The organism is Bacillus sp. DC4300-2b2 (assembly GCF_049895685.1).
GTDB classification, from domain to species: domain Bacteria; phylum Bacillota; class Bacilli; order Bacillales; family Bacillaceae; genus Bacillus; species Bacillus safensis.
Map to the genome: position 1 here is coordinate 477,176 of NZ_JAFCSW010000002.1, position 23,620 is coordinate 500,795.

General features: G+C 39.4%; 26 protein-coding genes and 1 pseudogene. 8 read left to right on the plus strand and 19 right to left on the minus strand.

Annotation, left to right across the window (positions count from 1 at the left end):
• Positions 1-231 precede the first annotated feature (231 nt).
• On the minus strand, positions 232-690 hold the full coding sequence (locus ACP69X_RS07305) for a TlpA family protein disulfide reductase (protein ID WP_024424727.1): 459 nt from the start codon (positions 688-690) through the stop codon (positions 232-234).
• 82 nt (positions 691-772) lie between these two features.
• Positions 773-1,315: a biofilm-specific peroxidase AhpA gene (gene ahpA / locus ACP69X_RS07310; RefSeq protein ID WP_003211758.1), complete on the minus strand. Its 543-nt coding sequence runs from the start codon at positions 1,313-1,315 to the stop codon at positions 773-775.
• A 272-nt stretch (positions 1,316-1,587) separates the two neighbouring features.
• Between ahpA and ACP69X_RS07315 the strand changes: the two genes are divergently transcribed.
• Positions 1,588-2,397 carry a mechanosensitive ion channel family protein gene (locus ACP69X_RS07315; RefSeq protein WP_426052555.1) on the plus strand — a complete coding sequence of 270 codons (810 nt, stop codon included), beginning with the start codon at positions 1,588-1,590 and terminating at the stop codon, positions 2,395-2,397.
• Between the two features lie 20 nt (positions 2,398-2,417).
• On the opposite strand, the gene ACP69X_RS07320 is transcribed toward ACP69X_RS07315, so the two are convergent.
• From ACP69X_RS07320 to fadH, 14 genes are all read right to left on the minus strand, one after another.
• On the minus strand, positions 2,418-2,660 hold the full coding sequence (locus ACP69X_RS07320) for a YkuS family protein (RefSeq protein ID WP_024424725.1): 243 nt from the start codon (positions 2,658-2,660) through the stop codon (positions 2,418-2,420).
• Positions 2,661-2,710: 50 nt separating this feature from the next.
• A complete protein-coding gene (locus ACP69X_RS07325) occupies positions 2,711-3,889 on the minus strand; it encodes an N-acetyldiaminopimelate deacetylase (protein WP_052468207.1) in 1,179 nt (392 codons plus the stop codon).
• A gap of 33 nt (positions 3,890-3,922) precedes the next feature.
• Positions 3,923-4,633: a 2,3,4,5-tetrahydropyridine-2,6-dicarboxylate N-acetyltransferase gene (dapD, locus tag ACP69X_RS07330; protein ID WP_008347987.1), complete on the minus strand. Its 711-nt coding sequence runs from the start codon at positions 4,631-4,633 to the stop codon at positions 3,923-3,925.
• 109 nt (positions 4,634-4,742) lie between these two features.
• Positions 4,743-5,201, minus strand: a complete 459-nt coding sequence (locus ACP69X_RS07335) for a flavodoxin (RefSeq protein ID WP_073979434.1) — start codon at positions 5,199-5,201, stop codon at positions 4,743-4,745.
• 16 nt (positions 5,202-5,217) lie between these two features.
• The gene (locus ACP69X_RS07340) at positions 5,218-6,111 is read right to left on the minus strand and encodes a WD40/YVTN/BNR-like repeat-containing protein (RefSeq protein WP_041084991.1); all 894 of its coding nucleotides are present in this window, start codon (positions 6,109-6,111) and stop codon (positions 5,218-5,220) included.
• Positions 6,101-6,577, minus strand: a complete 477-nt coding sequence (locus ACP69X_RS07345) for a flavodoxin (protein WP_269103681.1) — start codon at positions 6,575-6,577, stop codon at positions 6,101-6,103. The genes ACP69X_RS07340 and ACP69X_RS07345 overlap by 11 nt, the downstream gene beginning before the upstream one ends.
• 123 nt (positions 6,578-6,700) lie before the next feature.
• Positions 6,701-7,582 carry a LysR family transcriptional regulator gene (locus ACP69X_RS07350; RefSeq protein WP_024424721.1) on the minus strand — a complete coding sequence of 294 codons (882 nt, stop codon included), beginning with the start codon at positions 7,580-7,582 and terminating at the stop codon, positions 6,701-6,703.
• Positions 7,583-7,678: 96 nt separating this feature from the next.
• Positions 7,679-8,122, minus strand: a complete 444-nt coding sequence (gene cbpB, locus ACP69X_RS07355; RefSeq protein WP_034281593.1) for a cyclic-di-AMP-binding protein CbpB — start codon at positions 8,120-8,122, stop codon at positions 7,679-7,681.
• 146 nt (positions 8,123-8,268) lie between these two features.
• A complete protein-coding gene (gene abbA, locus ACP69X_RS07360; protein ID WP_003210802.1) occupies positions 8,269-8,460 on the minus strand; it encodes an antirepressor AbbA in 192 nt (63 codons plus the stop codon).
• A gap of 149 nt (positions 8,461-8,609) precedes the next feature.
• The gene (locus tag ACP69X_RS07365; RefSeq protein ID WP_041084993.1) at positions 8,610-9,125 is read right to left on the minus strand and encodes a ribonuclease H-like YkuK family protein; all 516 of its coding nucleotides are present in this window, start codon (positions 9,123-9,125) and stop codon (positions 8,610-8,612) included.
• Positions 9,126-9,271: 146 nt separating this feature from the next.
• Entirely contained in the window at positions 9,272-9,514 is a 243-nt protein-coding gene (locus tag ACP69X_RS07370; protein WP_003212254.1) for a YkuJ family protein, read from the minus strand.
• A gap of 184 nt (positions 9,515-9,698) precedes the next feature.
• Positions 9,699-10,595 (minus strand): manganese catalase family protein, encoded by an 897-nt coding sequence (locus ACP69X_RS07375; RefSeq protein ID WP_041084994.1) that lies wholly within the window; start codon positions 10,593-10,595, stop codon positions 9,699-9,701.
• Positions 10,596-11,022: 427 nt separating this feature from the next.
• Positions 11,023-12,243, minus strand: coding sequence for an EAL domain-containing protein (locus ACP69X_RS07380; RefSeq protein ID WP_024426863.1), 1,221 nt, complete (start codon positions 12,241-12,243; stop codon positions 11,023-11,025).
• A gap of 64 nt (positions 12,244-12,307) precedes the next feature.
• A complete protein-coding gene (gene fadH, locus ACP69X_RS07385) occupies positions 12,308-13,072 on the minus strand; it encodes a 2,4-dienoyl-CoA reductase (RefSeq protein ID WP_073979432.1) in 765 nt (254 codons plus the stop codon).
• A gap of 138 nt (positions 13,073-13,210) precedes the next feature.
• Here fadH and ACP69X_RS07390 point away from each other — a divergent pair, with 138 nt between their 5' ends.
• The 4 genes from ACP69X_RS07390 to ACP69X_RS07405 all read left to right on the plus strand — a co-directional run bounded on the left by ACP69X_RS07390 (position 13,211) and on the right by ACP69X_RS07405 (position 16,568).
• Positions 13,211-14,068, plus strand: coding sequence for a metallophosphoesterase (locus ACP69X_RS07390; protein ID WP_041084996.1), 858 nt, complete (start codon positions 13,211-13,213; stop codon positions 14,066-14,068).
• Positions 14,069-14,224: 156 nt separating this feature from the next.
• Entirely contained in the window at positions 14,225-14,722 is a 498-nt protein-coding gene (locus tag ACP69X_RS07395; protein WP_039178139.1) for a L,D-transpeptidase family protein, read from the plus strand.
• A gap of 73 nt (positions 14,723-14,795) precedes the next feature.
• On the plus strand, positions 14,796-16,073 hold the full coding sequence (locus ACP69X_RS07400; RefSeq protein ID WP_024426859.1) for an MFS transporter: 1,278 nt from the start codon (positions 14,796-14,798) through the stop codon (positions 16,071-16,073).
• A gap of 279 nt (positions 16,074-16,352) precedes the next feature.
• Entirely contained in the window at positions 16,353-16,568 is a 216-nt protein-coding gene (locus ACP69X_RS07405) for a hypothetical protein (protein ID WP_039178134.1), read from the plus strand.
• A gap of 183 nt (positions 16,569-16,751) precedes the next feature.
• Here the strand turns inward: ACP69X_RS07405 and ACP69X_RS07410 are convergent, their stop codons facing one another.
• Complete coding sequence (locus ACP69X_RS07410) at positions 16,752-17,648, minus strand: DMT family transporter (protein ID WP_041084997.1); 897 nt, start codon at positions 17,646-17,648, stop codon at positions 16,752-16,754.
• A 113-nt stretch (positions 17,649-17,761) separates the two neighbouring features.
• Between ACP69X_RS07410 and ACP69X_RS07415 the strand changes: the two are divergent.
• Both ACP69X_RS07415 and ACP69X_RS07420 read left to right on the plus strand, forming a co-directional pair.
• Positions 17,762-18,668 (plus strand): annotated as a pseudogene (locus ACP69X_RS07415) (AraC family transcriptional regulator).
• 189 nt (positions 18,669-18,857) lie between these two features.
• Complete coding sequence (locus ACP69X_RS07420) at positions 18,858-19,319, plus strand: YkyB family protein (protein WP_041084999.1); 462 nt, start codon at positions 18,858-18,860, stop codon at positions 19,317-19,319.
• A 36-nt stretch (positions 19,320-19,355) separates the two neighbouring features.
• Here the strand turns inward: ACP69X_RS07420 and ACP69X_RS07425 are convergent, their stop codons facing one another.
• Positions 19,356-20,264, minus strand: a complete 909-nt coding sequence (locus tag ACP69X_RS07425) for a chemotaxis protein (RefSeq protein WP_024424709.1) — start codon at positions 20,262-20,264, stop codon at positions 19,356-19,358.
• A gap of 73 nt (positions 20,265-20,337) precedes the next feature.
• A complete protein-coding gene (locus tag ACP69X_RS07430) occupies positions 20,338-21,648 on the minus strand; it encodes an MFS transporter (RefSeq protein ID WP_269103696.1) in 1,311 nt (436 codons plus the stop codon).
• A 1,292-nt stretch (positions 21,649-22,940) separates the two neighbouring features.
• Between ACP69X_RS07430 and ACP69X_RS07435 the strand changes: the two genes are divergently transcribed.
• Positions 22,941-23,501 (plus strand): hypothetical protein, encoded by a 561-nt coding sequence (locus ACP69X_RS07435; RefSeq protein ID WP_426052556.1) that lies wholly within the window; start codon positions 22,941-22,943, stop codon positions 23,499-23,501.
• Positions 23,502-23,620: the final 119 nt, after the last annotated feature.

Consider the following 23,620-nt stretch of genomic DNA (forward strand, 5'->3'; position numbering starts at 1 on the left):
GAAATTTCTTTTGTGCAAAAACGTTCTGAATAGTAAAAAGTTAAAATCTTTACATTTTCATTTCAAAACAAAAATGTAAATAGGTCGTTATACCTTTTTGTTTCAGGGATATTTTTTAATAAACTCCCTCATTTTCTCTTTTCTTAGGAATAACACCTATATACAAGCTCGTCCAGTGCAATATGCCGCCTGTTTTTGCCCATGAAAAAACCCCCATTTATGGGGGAAAGCCTATTCTGCAGCCTTTTCAGACTCAGAAAGCACTCGATTCACACGTTTTTCAAGCATTTTCATTCCGCTTCCGCCAGCTTGAAAGTGACGCAAAGCACCTGTTTTATCAAATACATAATATGCCGGTACATATTCATTTTCAAAGGCTTCTGTTAAGTGATGATCACTGTCCACAAAGATTGGCTGCGTGATTTCATGCTCTTTCGCAACTTCTTTGATTTTTTCTAGATCTAGGTCATCCTCTGAACGAGGCATATGAACTGCCACAACGTTTAGTTGATCCTTGTATTCATCACGGAATTGATTGACTTGAGGCATTGCCTCTTTACAAAGATGACAGCTGACTGACCAGAAATGAATTAATGTTGGTTTGTCACCAATCAAATCTTCTTTTGTTACTTCTCCATTTAACCATTCTTTTGCACCAGTTAGTTCTGGCATTGGTTGACGTAATTTCATTATGAAGCGCCTCCATCCATTGTATGTGTCGAAACAAAAAGGTCTAACATCAGTTAGACCCTCCTGTTTCTTCAGTTATCAATTAAAGTGTTTTTTGACCAGGTTTCCAGTTCGCTGGGCAAAGTCCACCAGTTTGTAATGCTTGAAGAACACGTAATGTCTCATCTACATCACGACCGATATTGTTGTGGAATACTGTTTGGTATTGAAGTTCGCCTTCTGGGTTAATGATGAATAAACCGCGAAGAGCAATTCCTTCTTCTTCAATTAAAACGCCGTATTCTCTAGATACTGTGTGGTTAGTATCAGCAGCTAAAGGGTATTTTAATTCACCTAGACCATTGTCTTTACGGTCTGTATTGATCCAAGCAAGATGCGTGTGGATTGTATCAGTAGATACACCAATGATTTCTGCATCTAAATCTTCGAATTCGTCATAACGATCGCTCATTGCTGTAATTTCAGTTGGGCAAACAAATGTGAAATCCATCGGATAGAAGAAAAGAACTGTCCATTTGTCATTCTTCATGTTTTCCTCTAAACTCACTTTACCAAATTCCTTGTTAGCAAGTACTGCTTCCATTTCAAAACGTGGAGCTTGTTTTCCTACAAAACGCTCTGCCATATGTAAATCCCTCCAAAAAATAATATCTTTATACAGGCTTCTTAGCTGTATATAAAATGAGAATCAAATCTTAAAATTCTCATTTAGTTAATAACTTCACAATTACAATTATAATACTTATGCGATTTTTAGTCAATATTAATTAATAATAAATTTAATTAACGATTTGTCACAATTTCCTGCTTCACCTATCAAAAGTTTAACATGACTTGCATAAGGGAACAAATGATTAGCTTCTCTTTTAGAGCATACATAGAAAGGTTTTGAAGATTATGAGAGCATTTCAACAAGTGGATTGGGTTTCCATTATCCTCAATAGCAGTATGATTCTGCTAAAACTAGTCGCCATTTTTGCCATTTACTTTATCATCAGAGCCATTGGAAACAAAATGATTAAGCGAGCCTATTCCACATTCGCTGAAAAGCATGAAGTCTCTTTATCAAGAGCTCAGACACTGCAAAGTCTAACGTTAAATATTTTCGCCTACTTATTGATTTTTATTCTAGTTGTGATGATCCTCGACTTATTTCATTATAACCCAACTGCTTTGCTGGCAGGTGCAGGCGTTGTAGGACTTGCGATCGGTTTTGGCGCTCAAGGGTTAGTGAGTGATATTGTGACTGGATTCTTTATATTACTGGAAAAACAATTTGATGTAGGAGAATATATAACAGTCGCTGGCTTTGATGGGATTGTCGAACAAATTGGACTAAGAACCACGCAGCTTCGAAGCTTTGATGGCACTCTTCATTTCATTCCAAATCGTAGCATACTGAATGTGAGCAATCATTCAAGAGGGACGATGCAGGCACTCGTTGATATTGAGCTGTCTCCAGATAAAAATGTGGATCAGATGATCGCAGCCCTTCAAGCTGCCTGTGATGAGGTGCGGGAGGAAACTCCTCAAATTATCGAAGGTCCTCAGGTTGTCGGCGTGGAGGCGTTCGGTTCTTCTTCCCTTGTGCTGCGCATCATAGCGAAAACCGAAACAATGGAGCAATGGCGGGTAGAACGAATCTTGCGCAAAAAAATTAAAGAAGTACTCGATTTGGAAAAAGATCAAAAAGAACCGGGAGCATAATCTACCGGTTCTTTTTCTTGTTATTGAACACGCTGTTCGACTTCTTGGCAAATTTCATCAGCCGTCATACCTGATGCTGTAATAACAGATGCCTTTGTTGTTGTGTCTGAAATGCCAAGAACATTTGAATCTAGTCCTGTGACTACATAACAGTCACACTGGTCCATTTGCTGTTCATTTTGAATCCGTACGACATCATACCCTTTTTGCTTCAATAGTTCTTCTACATCGGATAAAGATTGTTCTACACCAATTCTTGTCATAATCAAGAACACCTCCTGTTCATAAGGTGTACAGGAGGCAGCTCGATTATTCATTCACCAGCTTGCTTTTTAAAATAAGCCGTCATGACATTCACAGCTGTTTCAATCGCGTTTTCATCAGGCTGGAGCTTTGCATGGTGCAGGCCGTATTCTGAATCGACCCCTAGCCAAAACATAAAGCCGGGATATTTTTTCAGCATGTAGCCAAAATCTTCTCCTGTCATGGCTTCTCTGCATTCAATTACATTCGCAAGTCCTTCTTCAGCTACATATGACATAAATTCCTCTGTCAAATCCTTTGAATTGTCCACTTCGTAATAAGACGAAGGGTATTGAACGGTTGCCTTGCATTCGTAGCCAATTTCTATTCCTTTTGCCAATGCTTCAATTCGCTTTCTCACCTTGTCCATAGACTCTGGCGAAAGTGTGCGAATGGTACCGTCAAGCTTTGCATGCTGCGCAATAATATTTTGAGCCGTTCCGCCGGTAATCGTGCCCACTGTAATGACCGCACTATCAAGGGGATCAACATTACGCGAAATAACCGATTGCAGCTGACCTACAAGAGCACTTGCAGCAACAACCATATCATTTGCTAAATGAGGATATGCAGCGTGTCCGCCTTTTCCTTCAAGCTCAATCACAAGCTCACTCGTATTGGCAAATAACAAACCCGGCTTTGTAGCAATTGTTCCAACAGGATATTCAGGTGCGATATGCAGCGCTGTAATAAAGTCTGGCGTCCATTTTTTGAGAACATCACTTGTAAGCATTGGTTCGGCACCGCCTGGACCTTCTTCTGCCGGCTGGAAGATAAATAATACGTCTTCTTTGATCGGTTCATGAACGAAATGATCGATGATACCAAGTGCAATGGTCATATGAAGGTCATGTCCACATGCATGCATCTTCCCTTCATGCACAGATTCAAATGGATACCCTGTTTCCTCGGGTATAGACAGGCCGTCCATATCTGCACGATAAGCAAATACGCGCGTTGGATTTGTCCCTTTCACTTTTACAAAAAGGCCTGTACGCCACGTTTCAATCTCAACTCGATCTTTTGAATAGGTGTCCAAATGCTGAATGAGATACGCTTGTGTTTTAAATTCTTGGAAACCAAGCTCAGGGATTTGGTGTAAATCTCTTCGAATGGATATTAATTGCTCACGATTTAACAAGTGAACTCGCTTCCTTTCTTCTATACGAATAAGACGTGGATATCTCATCCACGTCTTTGTCTTCAGCTGCGAATTATATGATTAAAGCTGACGCAGTTCTTGTTTGATTTCTGTCTTACCTTTTGTTTTTTCATCGATGTCTTTGATTTTCTTAGCAGGTGTACCTGCTACAACTGTGTAAGGCTCTACATCGTTCACAACGATCGCACCAGCAGCTACTACTGCTCCTTTACCAATTGTCACGCCTTCTAGAACAACAGCGTTCGCACCGATGACAACGTCATCTTCTACAACAACTGGTTTAGCAGACGGCGGCTCAATGACACCTGCAAGAACAGATCCAGCACCGATATGACAGTTCTTACCTACTGTCGCACGGCCGCCAAGCACCACGTTCATGTCAATCATCGTACCTTCGCCGATCACAGAACCGATATTAATAGAAGCACCCATCATAATGACTGCATTATCACCGATTTCAACTTGGTCACGGATGATTGCCCCTGGCTCAATACGGGCTTTAATGTTTTTCAAATCTAACATCGGAATTGCAGAGTTGCGGCGGTCATTTTCCACAACAACATCTTCAATTTTGTCTTTGTTTGATGCTAGCGCTTCTTGAATTTCACTCCACTCACCGAAAACAACTCCAGTGTTTCCTGTGATGAATGTTTTTGCATGTTCACCAAACTCAATACCTTCTAAGTCACCTTTAATATAGACTTTGACAGGTGTTGATTTTGTACTATTTTGAATAAATGAAATAATTTCATTAGCGTCCATTTGTTTCATGTATGTATGTCCTCCTCTTAATTTATACTTCATTACTGTACCAAAGGAGTGTTTTAATGACAAGTGAAAGAGTCATCTCCACAATGGAAAATAAAACAAGCGGGACCGATTATCCCGCTTCTTGCTGGTGAAGCTGAACAAATTGTCTGCCAAAAGAAATTAATTCGTCTTCTTCCTCTCCTTCTGGATTCAGCTCAATCTTAACTGATGGCAGGACAATGTCACCGCCAAGCTCCTTCACTTTTTCTTCGATTAGGTCAACAGCTCCGCAAAAATGTTCGTAAGATGTATCGCCTGAACCGAATACTGCAAATACTTTTCCCGTTAAATCAAGCTCTTCCATTTCTTCATATAAATCAATAAAATCATCCGGAAGATCGCCATCTCCCCATGTATAAGCTCCTAACATAATGTGCGAGTAATCATTGAGCAGCTCGGCATCAATATCCATCGCTTCATGCCGGTCCACGCTTGCTCCTGCTTCCGTTATACCTTTTTCAATTAAATCTGCCATCGCTTCTGTATTTCCAGACATCGTGGCATACACTAATAAAACCTTCTCTGTCACTTTTTCTTCCTCCTTATCAATGAATCAATGCAGGCTCCTCATATGGCCTGACAAACTTACTTTCATATAAACCCGCACAGAAAAAGTTTTCGTTTTGATTGGCTACACGAAAACCGTGTCCTTTGATCGTATCAAACCATTTGAGCTCTTTTTGCTCAATATCAAGCTGATACACTTTAGAAAATCCGTGTTCGTCTTGTGAGGTAGTCACATACACAATGCCATTATCCTCCGATACATCCAAAAATGATTCTTCTCTAGCAAAAGCCTGTGATTGAATATCATGAAGAATATTTGTATGTAAATCTAAAATTTGAACAGATCCTTTTTTACCTTTTTTTGAACCTAATGCACAAACAAGAAGATGTTCATGACAGAGCAGCATAGAAGCTGTCATTCGCTGCTCCTCTCTGTTTAGAAGAAAAATCTGTTCACTCTGCAAGTCATACACCCATATTCCCCCGTGAACCTCATGAATCTGTGTTCCAATATAAAGATGGTCACCTGCAGCACATAAAGAACGAATGACCGGCGGATGATTCACATGAGCAAATGGCTTCATAATTTCCCAGGAAATTCCGAAATCATTTGACACATAGATACTATGTTTTCCATGCGCACATACAAACCCATCTTTGCGTCCTGTAATAGACCAGACGACTGCATTTGTTGGAAATGAAGATAACGCCCATGTATTGCCTTCATCTCCTGATCTAATCACTGTGCCATTTTCACCAACACCGAATAAATAAGGGCCAATATAGCTGATCGCATGAATTTTATGCTTGAGCTTAAACAGCTGCTGCCATCCACTCTCCACACTATAGTGAAAAATACCTTCACGTTTTACAGCGACAAAGTATCCACCACTTTTAGATGCTGCAACGGCCGTTGCTCCTTTATGAAACATGATTTTCAACTCGTTTCTCAGACAAAGAGGCCCACGTTAAAAAGCTCGATGCAAATTCCTGACAGCACGCCACATCTTCATCTGTATCCGGTGCAAGTTCCATTTTTAATGTTTCAGGAAAAACAGATGCACCCGTTGATTTCAGCATGTCATGGAATGTATGGACAGCCTCGCAAAACTTCGGATAGCTGTAATCACCCGATCCAAAGACAGCTGCTTTTATGTGACTAAGTTCAAGAGTAGAGACCTCTTCATAAAAATCCTCCGCTTCATAAGGTAAATCTCCATCACCCCATGTATAAGAACCAATGAATACGTAATCGTATGTGGAAAGATCCTCTGCGTTCGTATCATCAAATTCCATCATCTTTGTATCTATCCCATTTCCTTCAAGTGTTTGCTTTAAGATCGCTGCCATATCTTCCGTATTTCCAGACATACTCGCAAATGCAATTATTGCTTTCATCTATCGGTCACCTCATCTAAATGATAATCATTTTCAATTATTATATGTACACTTTAAATGATAATGATTTTCATTGTCAAATGATTTCATAAAAAAAAGTACCTCTCTATTCCAAGAAGGTACTTACACGGCATCATTTTCAAGCATTTCTTTAACCACACCAACAAATGCTTGTACCTGTTTTAACTGAAAAGACGCTTCATAGCCTAGCAGCCATGTGTCACGGCCGATTTGCTCTCCGTTCACATCAACAAGCGGTGTTTTATAAACACTTTTTTCGTGGTCATATAAGGTAACAGAAGGCAAAATGGCGTAGCCGATGCCGTGGTAGGCCATTTGTTTACATGTTTCAATTTGGTCTACTAAAATTGTCTGCTTTGGAGACACTTTAAACTTTTGGTGCCACCAGTGCTGAATTTCCTGATAATACGTGCTGTCGCTTTTAAATTGGATAAATGGCCGCTCTGTCTTGATTAATTCATCTACGTCCTTGATCACGGAATCGACTAAATATAAATGATCTGTCATCAAGTATTCCTTTGTCCCCTTCCAATCAGGGTTTCCGCGTATGATTCCTATGTGCACGTGATCTTCATACAAGCTTTTGAGCATTTCACTGCTCCAGCCGGTAACGAGTGACACCTTGGCATTTGGATATTTTTCGACATACCGTTTTAACACCTTTGGCAGCCAGTGCTGTCCAATAATCGACGCCACCGCAAGCTTGAGTGTACCGTGAATGTCACCCTCAAGTTCATCAATTCGTTCTCTCACTCGATCCTGTTCAACCGTCACCTCTTTTGCAAATTGGATAATCTGTTCACCTGCTGAAGTCACGGTCAGCCCCTTTTGTGAACGAAAAAAGATTTTCGTTCCCCATTCCTTTTCGATCGTCTGCAATCTTTGAGATAAAGCAGGCTGAGAGACAAAGAGCCGTTCCGAGGCCTTCCTCATATTCAATTCTTCACTTAGCACAACAAGCATATGTAACTCCTGAAGCTGCATGGGCGTCCCCTTTCTCTCTATAAGTTTTTCTTATTTTATATGCTCATTATATAAATTTTAACTTATGAAGGCAAAAAAAATAAGCTGGGCTGCAGCTCATTTTTTTGCGGAATGAATGACCTCATTTAAGCGCTTTAATACAACTCGTCGAGTAAAAATGCCTTCAAAGACTTGCTCCTCATTTTCTACACAAACAAATCCATTATTCGTCACGGCGTGAACGCCTTTTAGAACAGGATCTGTCGTTTTGAGTCTCGGAATATCCGTCAGCATGACCTCCTCAACCTTCAACTGGTCGAGCTTCTCGAATTCGATACGTTCTAAACCGAAGATTTTATCCATAATCATATTCGTTCCAATTAACCCGTGTAAATGATAGGAAGCGTCTAATACCGGAATGGCTGTATATCCTGTTTTGGTTAGAACCAATAGGGCATGCTCAAGGTTATTTCCAATTTGAACATGTGCGACTTTATCTGCATCAATCATATGCTCGGCTACTGTGGACTCAAGCAATTGAGTCGGTTCTATCTCTATCATGTTTCTTCGACCCCTTTTCTCTCAATCATCAATCATACATTCCCCTTTACGATTAAGCATAAACTAAAACGAATTTTGTCGAAAGATTTTTTCTGCATAAAAAAGATACTCAGCCCCCGAGTATCTAATAGAATGTTAAACCAATATTAATTCTCAAACCTTACTCTGTCATACAATGTGATCAATTGCTTATACGTATTGTCGTCGACATTTTTTGTTCCACATTCTATATCATTGATCTCACTGCTTAGTAATTCGACAGCATATTCCTGATTCAGCAATACGTTTAATAATAGCTTTTTCTCTTCTTCATTAAAACGATTTTCGATGACGCTCATTCAACATCAGGCCCCCTGTTTCATATATGCTTTTATATTGATTAGCAGGCTTTTGAATGTCTGCTTCCTCTCTATACAGCTAGAATAAGGAACTAGAATCGAATCGTCAACCGCACGTTTCGACAAGGTTTGGAGAAAAATGACGGAATTTATTTTGTGTATCGATTGGCATAGCAAAATGCGGCATATGAGTCGGGTTTTATTTTTGCTTCAATTCCCATAGCTGTGATCATTCCGGTCATTTCCTGAATCAGCTCTTTCGTACTTCCTTTTTTGCCAATATCCAAATGGGCTTCAAAACGAAGGTCTGCCCCTTCCTCAGCAAACGGAAGAAGCAAATCCATCAGTTCTGTTAAAGGCCCCTCAAGGATGTCTGCACATACCTTTTGGCTAAACGCTGTCTCTAATGAAATTTTTTCTCTAAGACTTTGCACGGGCCTCTCGATCACTTGTTGTGTGAGACAGCCCCAAGCTCCTTTGCCAATCCGGTGGAGATGAATTGCAGTCATAAATGTTGTGACATTTTGATTGACCTGAGAGTCCGTACCAATTGATAACACATAGGTGGATCTAGGGTCTTTTAAAATAAAGTCTTTCATTCTCATGACGACATCAGAAAACGCTAAATGATCTTCAGAAAGATTGTAGAAAAAAGAATCACTCACAGAAAGGAACTCCTTTTTAATGGTCTCTTATCCGAAAAATGCGCTGATTGATCATCTTCCATTTGTACATATCATCTATGATGATCCATGTATGCTGCCGCAATAAACGAAGGAATCCTCAGAAAAAACATTTCATACGATTCAGCTTAGGATTGTAGAAGCTCAAAAATCTCAATCGAAATCATATCAATGTTGTCAAATGGGAACGTGTTTGGCTTATCCCCTTGTTGAAAAACAGTCAATTCAAACGTTTGATTCTTTTCGAAATACTTAACACTACAGATTTTCTCACCGTTCACTTCGAAATAACGCTGTGCCGGCTCGTTTGCAGCTTCTGCTGTCTCTTGAAGACTTTGCAGCCTTGTAATGATACCCATTAATTGTGACATTCTAAAAAAAGACTCCTTTCAAAAAAACAACTCAAGATGAACCCGTATTGATTATACACAAGTCCTACAAAGCATCATACCATAAAGTGTTCTCAGATGATATTTTTCCTCTTGAATTCAAAAAAAGAAAAAGAATCTGTTTTTTTAGTTTGAGTCTTTTTTTTAATCTCATGCACCATGATTTTTATAAACCAGCAGATCTCATCAGCCGTTTCGCAATTTCATCAAAATCCTCCTTGGAAATGCCTGGAGCAAACTCTTCCGGTAATTCTCTATAATCTGGCACTGGTGCACCTTGCGGGGTGCCCTCAATGACTGTCAGCGGCTTTCCATCAATCGGGTGGCTCCCTTTCCAAATTTTATTGATATCCTTGTAGTCCGTATCACTAAATGTATACAGCTTTGTATGAACATTCTGATCTTCAAATTTCCTCGCTGAATCAAAGTATTTGTTATCGAGATTTGGGATTGGCAGCATCTTCCCTACATCGACTCCTGTAGCGACTTCAAGTGCCTTCGCATATGCCACAACATGCACGCCGCCCCTGACAAGTAAATAACCAATCATCTCTCTTGCTGTAGGATGGTCCGTCATTTCATATACGCGCATTTTGTGCGTACGTGCTCCGCATTCAAGAAAGAAATTATGGAGGAGGTCAAGAATGAGGTTACCGCTTGAGAACACATTCTCTCCGGTCCAAGGTTTTGCCATTGAATCAAACGGATAACCTGTTTGGGCTGTTTGAATAAAATGCTGTGTATTTCGTTTATCGACAGCTGCCTTCATCGGCGTCGTATCTGGGTCCCCGCCATGGGTGGTTCCTGTAATCATGAGATTGATGGCTGTGGTCACAAGCTCAACATGACCGAATTCTTCAGCTGTAATACTGGATACGAGGTCATAAAACGGTTTGAGTTTTCGTTTTCCTCTAAAGTTAAAGGATTGAAACATATAATTATTTAATGTGGACATTTCACCGAATTTTCCGCCGAGTAATTCTTGCACAGCAGCGGCACCATTTGCATCTGGGTGATCTGGTCTTGGCAAATCAATGAGCAGCCGCGTGTCACGTTTGATCATGATGTTTCCCTCCTACCGTCTAACTATCATCACTTAAGATGTATGGAAAGTTTGGGCTGTCCTATGCATGAAGGGAGAGATTGAAGCACAAAAAAAACTTGGCGGGGGTAGCGCCAAGTTTTTTGGATCTTGATCTGATAGAGGGGTTGGGGAACAGAGAGTAGCTTCTCTCTATAACTAAATGATAATGATTATCAGTTTCATTGTCAACCATTTTTTATTTCTTTTTTCTATCAAAAAAAAGCAGCCTACAAGGCTGCTCAGATTGATGACAAAAGGCTAAAATTTCTTTTGCTTATATTTCAGCGTGATAGAAAAACTTTGAAGTCTAGGAAGGTCAAGTACCGTAGCGGAGCGAATTGTACATTCTGAGCACTGGCACGCAGGACTGACAACGAATGCGAGGGTTTCTCTTCACGCCGCGTCTTCAAATTAATCCATCTTGCTCATATAAATAGGCATACGGAAGGTCTATAAACAAATACATATCTCCCTCTAAAGGATAAGAAAACGTACGTATCCTCTCACCTGTTTCTAAATCACTATAAATATCGCTGAAAAATCCTTTTCCGCTAATTCTCATTTGAAGAATATTTGCTAGGAAATAAGGACGCCAACTCCAGTTTTTTTCTATATACTCCGGCTGAAACAACCATTCTTCTTCTTTTTTGAACACATTTCCAGTGATTTGAAAGCCTTCTTCATTACACATATAAATCCGAAAACTGCAATCTGTTAGTTCAAGTGCCAGTTTTTGAATGAGCTCATCATTTGTGCTGCACGATTTCTTTAAAGTCGTAACAGCTTGATGAATTCGTTTATAAAATGTTTCAGAATGTTCGTATACAGCTTGCAGCTTCTTTTTCTCATGGGCAATAAATTGCTGGAATTCTTCTCTAAGCTGATCTTTTCGGTGGCTTCGATCGATTAATTCTCCTGCAGGCTCATGAAGATAGAACCCTTGAAAATATCTCCCGCCATTTCTCCAAGCATACTGAAGCTGGAAATTTGCTTCAATGTCCTCATAAATTAGAGCAGCTCCTATTTTTCTTGCAAGCAATGAAATGCTGTACAAGACATATTCATAGGAAGGAGATGGAGCCGATGCCTTTAATGCCTGTAAATCTATTTTTAATAAATCAGGTGAAAGCAAGGCAATCCGGTCCAGATTACTGCTTTCCTTTCCTATATTTGAGACGGCGATTTTAATCCCATATGTACGATAATACGTTAACGTATGGTATAGCTGTTCAATGTCGCCGCTAAACGTATGCTCTGCAAACTCAATAACAAATCGGTTAAGCTGAATGCCCCTTGCTTCATATTCCTTTAAGAGTTCTAAAAAGCTTTCCCCGTGATCTAGCATGAGGATATTGGCATCATGATTAATAAAAATGAGCAAATCGTCATCTGCTGTTGTGAAGAGATCAAGTGCTTGAGTCAGTACTTTGTGATCTACTTCCAATTTATATTCGTCAGGAATAGATGAATCCGTAAAGAACGAGCCTAGGCTGACCGTTTCTGACTCAAGCTTCATTCTTCCTAGAATCTCATAGCCTATCACTTTTTGCTCTTCCGCACTGAATATTGCTTGATAGTGCGGGAAAACATCTTCAATATTCGTTAAAATATCCAATGGATCGACCATTTTCATCACCTGCTTCTCTCTTTGTGTGATTATACCACATCAAAAGCAGGTCTTACATCGTCAATCAAAATGGTGATTGGTTGAGCCATTGTCCCCCATCCATCGTAATACAATCTCCATTTATATAAGACGCATGCTCCGATAATAAAAAGCTCGCAAGCGCTGCAATTTCCTCAGGTGTGCCCAGTCTGCCAAGAGGAACGCTATCTAATGTTCTTTGCGCTGCTTCTTCTGATTCCCATAGTTTATCTGCACCGCCTGTTCTCTCAATTGGGCCTGGTGCGATGGCATTGACTCGAATTCGATATTGCTTTCCCCATTCAACAGCAAGCGTTCGAGTGAGAGACAACACGCCGGCCTTTGCTGCCGCCGAATGCGCCACTCCTACACCAGCACCCCATGCATAGGTGGCCACCATGTTAAGTATACTTCCCCTTTTCTTTTGCCGAATCCAGTAATTGCCCACTGCATGGCTGCAAAAAAATGTACCATTTAAAACAATATCAATGACAGCCTTCCAACCGTTAGGAGACAGCTTTTCTGCTGGCACTAAAAAATTTCCTGCTGCGTTGTTAATGAGGGCATCGACATCACCAAATGTATCCACCGTAAACTTGACCATTTGGTCAGCATCCTCTGGGTTTCTCACATCCATTTGGAAGTAAGCGACTGATCCACCCTTCTGCTTTATTTCTTTTGCCGTCTTTTCCAGCGTCTCTTCTGTTCTACCAGTAATCACGACATTCCAGCCTTCAGCTGCCAAATGGGCAGCCATTGCCTTCCCCATACCGCTTGATCCCCCTGTGACAATCACTGTTTGCTTCGTCATTTGTTCTCCCCCTCTGTATCATTTGAATGACTATTCATTCATTATTGTCTATCATATCATGATTGACCCTCGATGCACCATATGGGAGATTATCCAAATATGATGCTATACTTAATTTTATTTATAAAGGAGTCTTATATGAAGCAGCTTTCCCGCAGACAATTTTTAAAAGGAGCAGCTGGTGCGAGTATTCTAGGGTTTTTGGCTACAAGTTGTGGATATGGATATGCCAGGTATATTGAGCCGCGCATGATCGATACCGTGTCACTGACCATTCAAGATGCTCAGCTTCCAGCTTCATTTGACCAGTTTAAAATAGCTCAATTTAGTGACGTTCATTTGAGTGATACATTTCCTGCGAAGGACCTAGAAGCCATCGTTCAGAAAATCAATGCTGCATCTCCAGATCTGATTGTGTTCACAGGTGATCTCGTTGATTTTCAAGCATCCACCCAAGAGCATGAAAAAGCGAAGGCTTATTTGAATAAGCTTCATGCTCCGTTCGGTAAACTCGCCATCTACGGAAATCATGACTACGGACCATTTGGCGTGGAGCTTTATGAGAAAACAATGGAGGCTTGTGGATTTACATTATGTAAAAATGATGTGTTTCTATTAGAAAAAGATCATGCACATATTCAGATTGCTGCACTGGATGATCTTATGATGAGCGTGCCTGATTACGATTTGATCAAACGGGAAGTATCATCAGATTTATTTACGTTGCTGCTCGTCCATGAGCCTGATGCAGCATTAGAGCTGAAAACAACACCTATTAACTTGCAGCTTTCCGGGCATACGCATGGTGGTCAAGTGCAGCTGCCTTTCTATGGACCGATTCTCACAGCACCTTACGGCCGTACATATGTAGAAGGTTTATACGAAAGCGATCAGCAACGCATCTATGTCAACCGTGGACTTGGGACAACGCGGCTGCCGCTTCGGTTTTTAGCCAAACCCGAGTTAACCTTTTTTACCTTTACATCTCGCGTATAAATAGAAGCCAAACCGCCCTCTCCTGCATATGTATAATCAAAGTTCTTTCTCATGACAAATGTTAGGAGAAACCTTACTGGGCCTGATTCCGTCCATATAGTATGTCAAGTGACGGCATCATGGCTTCTTTTATTTGAGTAAAAGGAGTGTACTTTGGTGCTGCGATACACGGTGAAAAGAGGAGAAACTCTTGCTTCTATAGCGCTTGATTTTCGAACAACAACAGATGCCTTAAAGGCTGCAAATCCGTCACTTCAAGCTCGCGAGCCTGAACAAAATGAAGTCATCATCATACCTGGTTTGCCAGATCCTAATACGATCCCATACCGCATCTTTGTTTCGATTTCAACGAAACGTCTCGTTTTGTTTTCTGGATCACAGCTTATTCGTTCGTATCCGATTGCAACAGGGAAAATTTTAAATATGACACCAACAGGTTCTTATTATATTGTCAACAGACAGCCAAACCCAGGAGGTCCCTTTGGCGCTTATTGGCTGAGCCTCTCAAAAATTCATTACGGCATTCACGGTACGAATAACCCGTCTTCAATTGGTAAAGCTGTTTCTAGAGGATGCATTCGCATGTATAATCAGAATGTCATCGAGCTTGCTTCACTCGTTCCAAACGGAACACCTGTGACCATTAGCCAGTAGATGAAATCAATTGTACGAATGGTTAAAATTTTATATGATATAAAGTGGGATCTTCAGGTTAAGGAGCGTATTTATGGATATTTTTAAAAACAGAAATTTTGTTCGTCTCTTTTTTGCGGCACTTGCTTCGCAAATGGGGACAACAGTCGGCAATATGGCGTTTGCCTTTTATTTGCTCGACCATTTTAGTCATCAGCCCGCATACGCCACATTGGCTGAACTTATGTATTCTCTTCCTACCGTCTTTGTCTTTTTTATGGTCGGTGTGGTCGCAGACCGTTTTGATCGTAAAAAAGTCGCAGAGAACTGTGATTGGATACGAGCTGGGCTGACGATTGTATTATTTATCGTTATTTATTTTAATTCACTGCCACTTATTTTCTTGATCTTGTTCATTCGAAGTGCCATTACGAAGTTCTTCTATCCAGCTGAAGCTTCTCTCGTTCAGGCCATTTTAAATAAAGATCAATATGCAAAAGCCGCTGGCTTAAATCAAATGCTGTTTAGTTTATTTATGGTATTTGGCGTTGGACTCGGTGCCATTATGTATAAGACGATTGGACTTCACGGTGCCATTACAATTGATTTGGTCAGCTTTATTATTTCAGGCATCCTGATTCGTTCATGTAACATTCCAATTGAAGCGCGTCAACCAAATGGACAAGCTGGCTGGAGAGGGATGACCATCAAAACGTCTCTGAAAGATTTTAAAGAAGGCATACTGTATATTTTAAAAAATAAATTATTGGCTTCTTTAATTTTTGGCTTTTTTGTTTTCGGTCTAGTCAATGGTGCATTTGCCGTTCTTCCGATGTTTACAATGAAATATGGACTTTCACCAGACCATTTTGAACTGCATACATCCTTCTTTACCATTGCGATTGGTGCAGGATTGCTCGTTGGAAGCTTAATGGGCTCTGTCCTCGCTAAAAAGGTAAAGATGCAATATCTCATGTCGATTCCTATTCTGGTCGCAGGTATTTTGATTTTTGTCCTTGGTTCTACCCATACATTATGGCTGTTTTATGTCACATCATTTGTCATTGGTACATGTATTGGTCCAGTCAACATTGTCATTGGCGGCTGGCTGCCTAGAATCGTCCATCCTCGATTGATGGGCCGTGTGTCAGGATGGGTTGATCCGCTCACTATGTTTGCTCAATCGATGACATTAGGTCTGATTGCGGTATTATTTCCAAAACTCATCACAAATGTTTCTTATATTTATTACGGAATGGGCTTTATTATTTTACTCGTCTTCCTTTTTTACTTCATTACACTGCCAAAGTTCAGCAGAGAAGCTGCCGACTTAGACGTGCAGCGTGAACTAAAGGGGCAGGGAGTTCAATAAGTAAATAGCAAAAAGGACTTTCTTTTCAGGAAAGTCCTTTTTTCATGGCTGAAACGTCCTTCATGCATTTCCTCTGTTGTTAGAATTTGCTCGAAGCATGCGTAAAGACTAATAAACAAAAAGCTACACATTCATTTCTTTTATCACATATACCGCGAGCTGCATTAACCCTCCATCCATTATCGTTTTGTTGATCCATTTTTTCTTGTTTTTCACAATAAAATCCCTTTACATCTTTAAATGTTTTATAGTAGGATAGTCAGGTTGGAGGTGAAAGAAATGCTAAAAAGTTACTATTTTATTCATACTAAAAATGAACAGGGACAGTTTGTTGTACATACAGAAGATTGTGCATTTTTAGGCGATGCTGCAAGCCGTACGTTGATTGGCCTGCACATGAATGGTGAAAGCGCCATGGATGAAGCCAAACAAATGACGAATGAAACTGACTTTAATGGTTGTTTTTATTGCGCTTATTCTATTCATACAAAATAATTTATCCTGTATGCATCACATATACGCACGCATATGGTGGACTGCATATATAAAAAAATATCATTTGAGAAGCTACCCATTTTGATTAATAGGTAGTTATCACGAACTAATAGTTCACTTTGTTTATATTTCATTCAGTCAATTCTTCTTATCATTCCTTCTATTGTTCATCACCCATCCCGCTCATTTTTTCGGCTGATACAATGCCAAGAATAAAATCATATAGACAATACAAGCTGTCCCTATCCATTGGAAAAGTCCGAATGGCTCTTTTAACCAGAAAACAGTCGTGACGACTGCTGCAAGGGGCTCAACACTTCCAATTAAGCTCGACTCTTTTGGTGATAAGTATTGCAAACTTTCTATGTAAAACCAAAAAGCGATCATCGTTCCAAATATGACCACAAACAATAAATAGACATACGCTTCAAAAGGTAAATGAGTGAGATTGACCTTCCATGGAGGATGGATCAAGCTAAGGGCGCCTCCTCCTATAAGCATCGCCCAGCCGACAACCACTAGAGAGTCGAATTGTTTTAACAGGCTGATCGGATATAACGTATAAAACGAGAGCGCCACAGCCGATAGTATTCCCCAAATCACTGCCACAAATGGAACGGTTAATGTTGAAATAGAACCATTTGTCAATAAGAAAAACATACCCGCTAAAGCCAATACCACTGTGACCAAATCTCTTCTAGTGAAGGTTGATTGCCTGCGAATGACCAAATACACGATAATCATGACAGGGGCTGTATACTGCAGCAGCGTTGCCACAGCAGCATTTCCATGTTGAATGGATGCCATATAAGTATATTGAACAGCCAGCATACCCATTAGCCCAAATAGAAGGACTTGCATCGCTGTCATCTTCTTTTGCCACACACCGAACAGATGTGTTTTTTCTTTTGTCATAACATGAACAAATAAAAGCAATCCTCCTGAAATGAGCAGCCGGACCGTCACAAGCCAATTGACATCAATCCCATATTGCTGAAACAATTTTTGCGAAATTGTTCCTCCTACTCCCCAGCAGATAGCACCTATGAGTACAAGTAAAATTCCCTTTCTCCTATTCATTTTCATTCTCCTCAATTCTCAACAAATCATGATAATATAGTTGATAGTAGTTCACTTTGTTACATATTGATATATCAATTGAACATAAAAATAAAAGAATATTGAGGAGAATTATGCACAACCATCATTTTCTGATTGACTACAATCTGAAAGAATTAACAGAGCATTCTACGACAACATGGCCTATTGCTATTTATCATACGAAAATTCGTCATCATAGAAGCGACTATATCCCTCTTTCACTGGCATGACGAGTTTCAATTTGTCTTTATTTTAGAGGGTGAAGCTGAATTTCATATCAATGAAGAGACATCATGTTTAAAGCAAGGAGATGGCATTTTCATCAATAGTGGCTGCCTGCACATGGCAAAAGATGCGAATGGGACGGCATGTACTTATGTTTGTTTAAATGTCTCTCCCTATTTCATCACAGCGAATGAATTATTCACCACATTTGTCCACCCTTATATGCATGCGAGCCAGACACCTTATATTTTATTCAACCGAAAAGATCACTGGCCAAAGCAGATTTATCAATGTATTCAAACCATTCAACAATTAATTGGTGAAACTCCGGCATATTATGAACTTGAACTCAATATTCAGCTTATCACCATTTGGAAAAGCTTATTACAAAATGGCTTCCAAATGAAACATGATGCGCGTAAACACGATAAAAATGAACGGATGAAACATATGCTGAATTGGATTCATCAGCATTATCATGAGAAGATCCTTCTTCAAGATATTGCTCGTGCAGGACAGCTTAGCCGCTCAGAATGCTGCAGATCCTTCAAAGACATTTTAAAGAAATCACCTATGCATTATGTAAATGAATATAGAATTCAGCAAAGCCTCATCCTGCTTCAAGAAACGGATCTCAATATCACAGAAATCGCCTACCAAGTAGGCTTCAACAGCACAAGCTATTTTATCAATATGTTTAAAAGAATAAAAAATACGACACCTTTAGCATATAGAAAATTAAAACAGCTGGATTCTCTCCAAAAAAACGGATAGAAGAAAAATAATGCAAGATAGCATGTTTTCTAAAATACAGAAGGTGTTTTAGACCCATCATGAATAACAATTGTAAATACAAGCGATGAGAATGCTATCGCTTTTTACAATAACTCTATTTGCAATTTACTAATTAAAACGTATAATTTATACTAAGCACAGGAAGACGAAAGACAAAGGAGAGAAAAAATGGACGATTATGCTCATACTAAAGACATAGAACCTACAGCAGAAAACATCGCAAAAGCCATTTATACTGTTAACCGCCATGCTAAAACCGCACCAAACCCCAAGTTTCTTTATCTTTTGAAAAAACGCGCGCTGCAAAAACTATTGCAAGAAGGTAAAGGAAGAAAAGTGGGCCTACATTTCTCTAACAATCCCAAGTATAGTCAACAACAGTCCGACGTGCTGATTGAAATTGGAGATTATTATTTTCACCTGCCACCAACGAAAGAAGACTTCGAATTTTTGCCACACTTAGGAAATTTAAATCAATCATATCGCAATCCGAAAGCGAATATGTCATTAAACCGAGCAAAGCAAATACTTCAAGCGTATGTCGGTTTAAAAGAAAAACCTGCCGCCACAAAACAAAAATCACATTACACAAAACCCGTCTTCAAACGACTCGGGGAAAGTTATTTTTAAACAGAAAAAAACCACTCATGCCGAGTGGTTTTTTGTTTAAATAATAAAATGATCGACCTTTTCAATCAGCTGATGAATTTCTGGTTTACTGATTTGATCATCTGCACCGATCGTTTCCCCTTTATGACGCAAATCTTCAGTGATTAACGAAGAGAAAATAAGAATCGGAATGGAATTTGTTAAAGGATTGTCCTTCAGCAGTTTTGTTAGCCGGTGGCCATCCATTTTAGGCATTTCAATATCCGTAATAATCATATCAATTTCTTCTGTCACACTGATTCCTTTGCTGACAAGATCCATGACATGATCATATGCCTGTTTGCCATCTTCAAAGGTCACAATGTTTTTATAGCCTGCTTCGGTTAGTTCATTTGTTAATAAACGCATGAGAAGCGGAGAATCTTCAACGACATACAGCTTCTTCCCTGTTCTTCTCTCGTCTTTCTCACCGTCAAACATATGATACGTATCAACACCAGAAGCGGATTCAATATCATAAATGATTTTTTCGTAATCTGGAAGGAAAATCATTTTTTCATCAAGCTTAATGATGCCCGTTAAATGACGGTCCATCCCTTGATTGAGTGCAGTCGGCTTTTCAATCTCTTCCCAGCTGACGCGGTGAATTTGTGATACCGTTCCTGTATGGAACACAAATTTCCGTTGGTTGAATTCAGTCACAATATATTTCTCTTGTTCTGACTGATCTGACTCGACATTAAAAAAGGAAAATAGATTGATGACTGGTAAAATCTCGCCTCGTAAACTAATCATCCCTTCTACATCTTGGTGAGAGTGAGGTACAACCGTCACCTCAACCGGCTGAATGATTTCTCTTACTTTCATGACGTTAATGCCGAATTGATTTGCACCAATTTCAAACTTCACAATTTCCAATTCATTGGTACCAGAGTCAAGTAAAATTTCTTGTTTATTTAAAGCCACGGAAATCCCTCTATTCTTCAATATAAGATTGTACTTTTTATATCGGCAGCATAGGTAAAAAGTTGACGTTTCTTTACGCTTTCTCTCGAACGAATTGATGAATCACAAGTCCTATCGCTGCAAGGATGAGCAAAGACCCTAATGCAAGGCGGCTTGCGAGATTTCCGTGCTCTGCAAACAGAAGGGTAACTGAGCCATAAATAATGGGTCCGATAATGGAAGACACCTTCCCTGAGAATGCAAAGAGGCCAAAAAACTGTCCCCTCTTTTCCTTCGGTGTCAGTTCAATAATCAAGATTCGTGATGCCCCCCAGCTTGCGCCAAGTGAAATCCCAAATAAACTGCCCGCTATCCAGAATATCCATTCGGTTGTCGCTGTTACAGCCAAGATAAGCGCAGCAATTAATATGACATACACGACTGTAATCGATCGCTTTGCCCCTATCGCTTTTGTGATATAACCAAACAGAAAGGAGCCAATGATACTTGAAATGGTCGACACAAGATAGAGCAAAATAAATTGCCCAGCGGTAAAGCCAATGATGATTTTGGCATAAACAGCCATCATCGCTATGGCTGTTTGTAAGGCATCATTCATAAAAAAGAAGGCGATCATAAAAATAAAAGCTGGCTTGTACTTTTTCATCTCTTTAAACGTGTGAATAATCTCTTTATACCCGCTGAAAAAAGACGCCTTTTTCTCTCGCTGAGGCAGCGGATGAGGATCTTTTACAAAAAAGAGAAAGGGTAGAAAAAAGAGAAGGAATAAAAGAGCTGTCGGAATAAATGCTTCATGAAACTGGTCATTGCCAACAAGTAAATAAACAGAGAGACCGACAAGTGTTCCTAAATAGCCAATGGCGATACCAAATCCTGAAATAAGCGGGATTTCTTCCTTTGTCCCAAGATCGGGCAAAATGGTGTCATAGAAAACCAGACTAGAATGATAAAAAAACTTTGCGATCACAAACAAGGTGACCACGACCAATAAAGAAACAGGCAGCCCAAACCACTCACTTGAGAAATCAATCCCAGCAAAAATCCCCATCAACACCGTACAAGTAATACATATGAACGTAAACACCGTAATGTAGCGTTTCTTTTTTCCTGTTCGATCAATCAGCACTCCGTATAAAGGTGTAAAAATGACGAGAAAAAAGCTGGCTAATGCGTTTGCATAAGAAATAAAGGTACTTGCGATCTGGTCCATTCTCGCACTGTCCCCGATCGTTTCCTGCAAGTAAAACGGGAAGAAAATGGTGATCATATTTGATGAAAAGATCGTATTTGCAAAATCATAAAACGCCCAGGCTAACACAGGTGCTGTCAAAAACAGCCCGAAGCCTGCCCCTTTTTTCTGAGTGGTCTTTTTTCCTGTTCTCAATCGATTGTCTCCCTTCCCTGCCTCATTTTTCACTATCATTCTATTTTATGTGCTGTTTCCCTCTTCCATACAAGCGATCTATGAAAAAAAACACGGGACTGACCCCCGTTTTTGAGACAGGGATCAAAACACCTTTATACAGCCAATTGCTGATTCTTGTCCCCATAGAAAAAACACCTCCATGTTTTATTTCGGATTACAACGATCCGTTTTCAAACTTGAAAGTGTTTTTTATTTATCTCACTTTATGGGGTCAGTCCCAGCTAGACCTGTTTCTTTTTATTTTATGTTGTTATCATTAGAGTAAAAGCGCATTTGTATCATTTCAATTTAACAAAAAGACAGACCCAAAAAGGTCTGCCATTTTTCATGTACCAAATCGCATAAGACTTATCATCATGTAGCCTTTCTTGAAGCAACTGACACATTTGAATCTTGCTGGGTGACAAAAGAAGACCCACTAACGATTAATAAACTAGCACAAACGATTGAAAGCAGTAAGGCATTAAATTTCATACAAGAACTCTCCCCTTTCAACATCTCTTTTTATGTTAAATACTAGCATAATTTGCAATATAAAAAATCCATACTCGTTCCAATTTTGAAAATTTTCAGCATCTCGCAATCACTTTTGAATTTTCGACGGTATCTCACCATCAAATTTTAGGAATCATTTAAAAGAACCAATATTGCGGACACCGCAACTGAAAAATAAATTTTCCATAATATTACCAATTAAATAGAAATAAATAGTAGCATGGGAATATATCAAAGAAAGTGAGTGATTTTTATAAGTCCATGTCTCTTACGACTCTTTATGCAACCATTTTTTAGACTCTCTTATGATCCCCCAAAATAGGAACCTGTACAGAACTACAATCAAGAAAAAAGTATAAACAAACTCAAAGGGAGAGAATGGTTCATAATCAATTATGTATACATTAATAAACACTATTACCAAAGAAAACAATTCCATCAAAGAATCTATAAATCTGTTTTCTTTGAACACATCCCTTGTCTTTTTGAAATTAAAGATGTCTTTAATTTCCCCACTGGAAAGTCCTTTGATCAAACCTAGACCAATAAAATACACCCCAAAAGAAATCTCATAGGACAAATTAAAAATATGTGTGATTACACAGTAAATCAAAGTGAATAAGAATAAATACATTTTATTACTCTCCTTAACCTCTAAGTATTCCACCCCAATAGAAGGAAATATCATGTATGCGTTACCCCAGAAACAAATAGGAGTGGTACGTATGTTTTAAAAATTTCTAGTAGTGTTATGTGTGCTTACTATTACATTTGGTTTCTCTTCTCCAACGATTAGTTATGCCAGTCAAGGTAATAATGAGACCCATCCAGTCAGTATAGATAAAAAACAATTGGAATTAGCAGAGAAACTATCTAATTACTTCGAATTAGATAAGGATGGAAATATTCATTTTACAGCTGATAAAGAAACCCTTATGGAAATGGGAATTTCAGAACACGACAGTCTACTAATGACTTCAATGAAATCAGAAGAATTTAGCTTTGAAGAGAATGAGAAAAAAGGTGACATGCAGACATTAGGTTTTGTAGGTTTACACCTCAAATTAGGACCGAAAGTTAGAAGCATGAATGCCATAGTAGCAGGTGGATTTGCAGCCGGATATATCGGTTGGTACACAAGTCGAATTGCTGCTGCTGGACCATGGGGTGCTGGAGCCGCTGCGGCTATTACTGCTGGAACTTCTGGTGCTGTTGCATGGGCAGTTAAAAACAAATATAAGAAAGTTGATGTAGGCGTAAATATTATGTTTGTTGATTTAGCATATACTGAAAAATACCTTAAAAATTACTGTTAAGCAACAATAAATAAAAAAGCAGGCTCCAGTGGGGGACTGACCCCCGTTTTTGAGACAGGGATCAAAACACCTTTATACAGCCAATTGCCGAGAGTTGATCGGTAATTGGTTGTTTAGTT

Bases quoted from the DNA above. Each gene is read 5' to 3' on its own strand.
- ACP69X_RS07405 (WP_039178134.1), top strand. From the start codon at position 16,353: ATGCTAAAAAGTTACTATTTTATTCATACTAAAAATGAACAGGGACAG.
- ACP69X_RS07380 (WP_024426863.1), bottom strand. From the start codon at position 12,243: ATGGTCGATCCATTGGATATTTTAACGAATATTGAAGATGTTTTCCCG.
- ahpA (WP_003211758.1), bottom strand. From the start codon at position 1,315: ATGGCAGAGCGTTTTGTAGGAAAACAAGCTCCACGTTTTGAAATGGAA.
- ACP69X_RS07305 (WP_024424727.1), bottom strand. From the start codon at position 690: ATGAAATTACGTCAACCAATGCCAGAACTAACTGGTGCAAAAGAATGG.
- ACP69X_RS07350 (WP_024424721.1), bottom strand. From the start codon at position 7,582: ATGCAGCTTCAGGAGTTACATATGCTTGTTGTGCTAAGTGAAGAATTG.
- ACP69X_RS07340 (WP_041084991.1), bottom strand. From the start codon at position 6,111: ATGTTTCATAAAGGAGCAACGGCCGTTGCAGCATCTAAAAGTGGTGGA.
- abbA (WP_003210802.1), bottom strand. From the start codon at position 8,460: ATGAGCGTCATCGAAAATCGTTTTAATGAAGAAGAGAAAAAGCTATTA.
- fadH (WP_073979432.1), bottom strand. From the start codon at position 13,072: ATGACGAAGCAAACAGTGATTGTCACAGGGGGATCAAGCGGTATGGGG.
- dapD (WP_008347987.1), bottom strand. From the start codon at position 4,633: ATGAAACAAATGGACGCTAATGAAATTATTTCATTTATTCAAAATAGT.
- ACP69X_RS07345 (WP_269103681.1), bottom strand. From the start codon at position 6,577: ATGAAAGCAATAATTGCATTTGCGAGTATGTCTGGAAATACGGAAGAT.
- ACP69X_RS07390 (WP_041084996.1), top strand. From the start codon at position 13,211: ATGAAGCAGCTTTCCCGCAGACAATTTTTAAAAGGAGCAGCTGGTGCG.
- ACP69X_RS07370 (WP_003212254.1), bottom strand. From the start codon at position 9,514: ATGTCACAATTAATGGGTATCATTACAAGGCTGCAAAGTCTTCAAGAG.
- ACP69X_RS07320 (WP_024424725.1), bottom strand. From the start codon at position 2,660: ATGACAAGAATTGGTGTAGAACAATCTTTATCCGATGTAGAAGAACTA.
- ACP69X_RS07410 (WP_041084997.1), bottom strand. From the start codon at position 17,648: ATGAATAGGAGAAAGGGAATTTTACTTGTACTCATAGGTGCTATCTGC.
- ACP69X_RS07400 (WP_024426859.1), top strand. From the start codon at position 14,796: ATGGATATTTTTAAAAACAGAAATTTTGTTCGTCTCTTTTTTGCGGCA.
- cbpB (WP_034281593.1), bottom strand. From the start codon at position 8,122: ATGATAGAGATAGAACCGACTCAATTGCTTGAGTCCACAGTAGCCGAG.
- ACP69X_RS07315 (WP_426052555.1), top strand. From the start codon at position 1,588: ATGAGAGCATTTCAACAAGTGGATTGGGTTTCCATTATCCTCAATAGC.
- ACP69X_RS07420 (WP_041084999.1), top strand. From the start codon at position 18,858: ATGGACGATTATGCTCATACTAAAGACATAGAACCTACAGCAGAAAAC.
- ACP69X_RS07375 (WP_041084994.1), bottom strand. From the start codon at position 10,595: ATGATCAAACGTGACACGCGGCTGCTCATTGATTTGCCAAGACCAGAT.
- ACP69X_RS07325 (WP_052468207.1), bottom strand. From the start codon at position 3,889: ATGAGATATCCACGTCTTATTCGTATAGAAGAAAGGAAGCGAGTTCAC.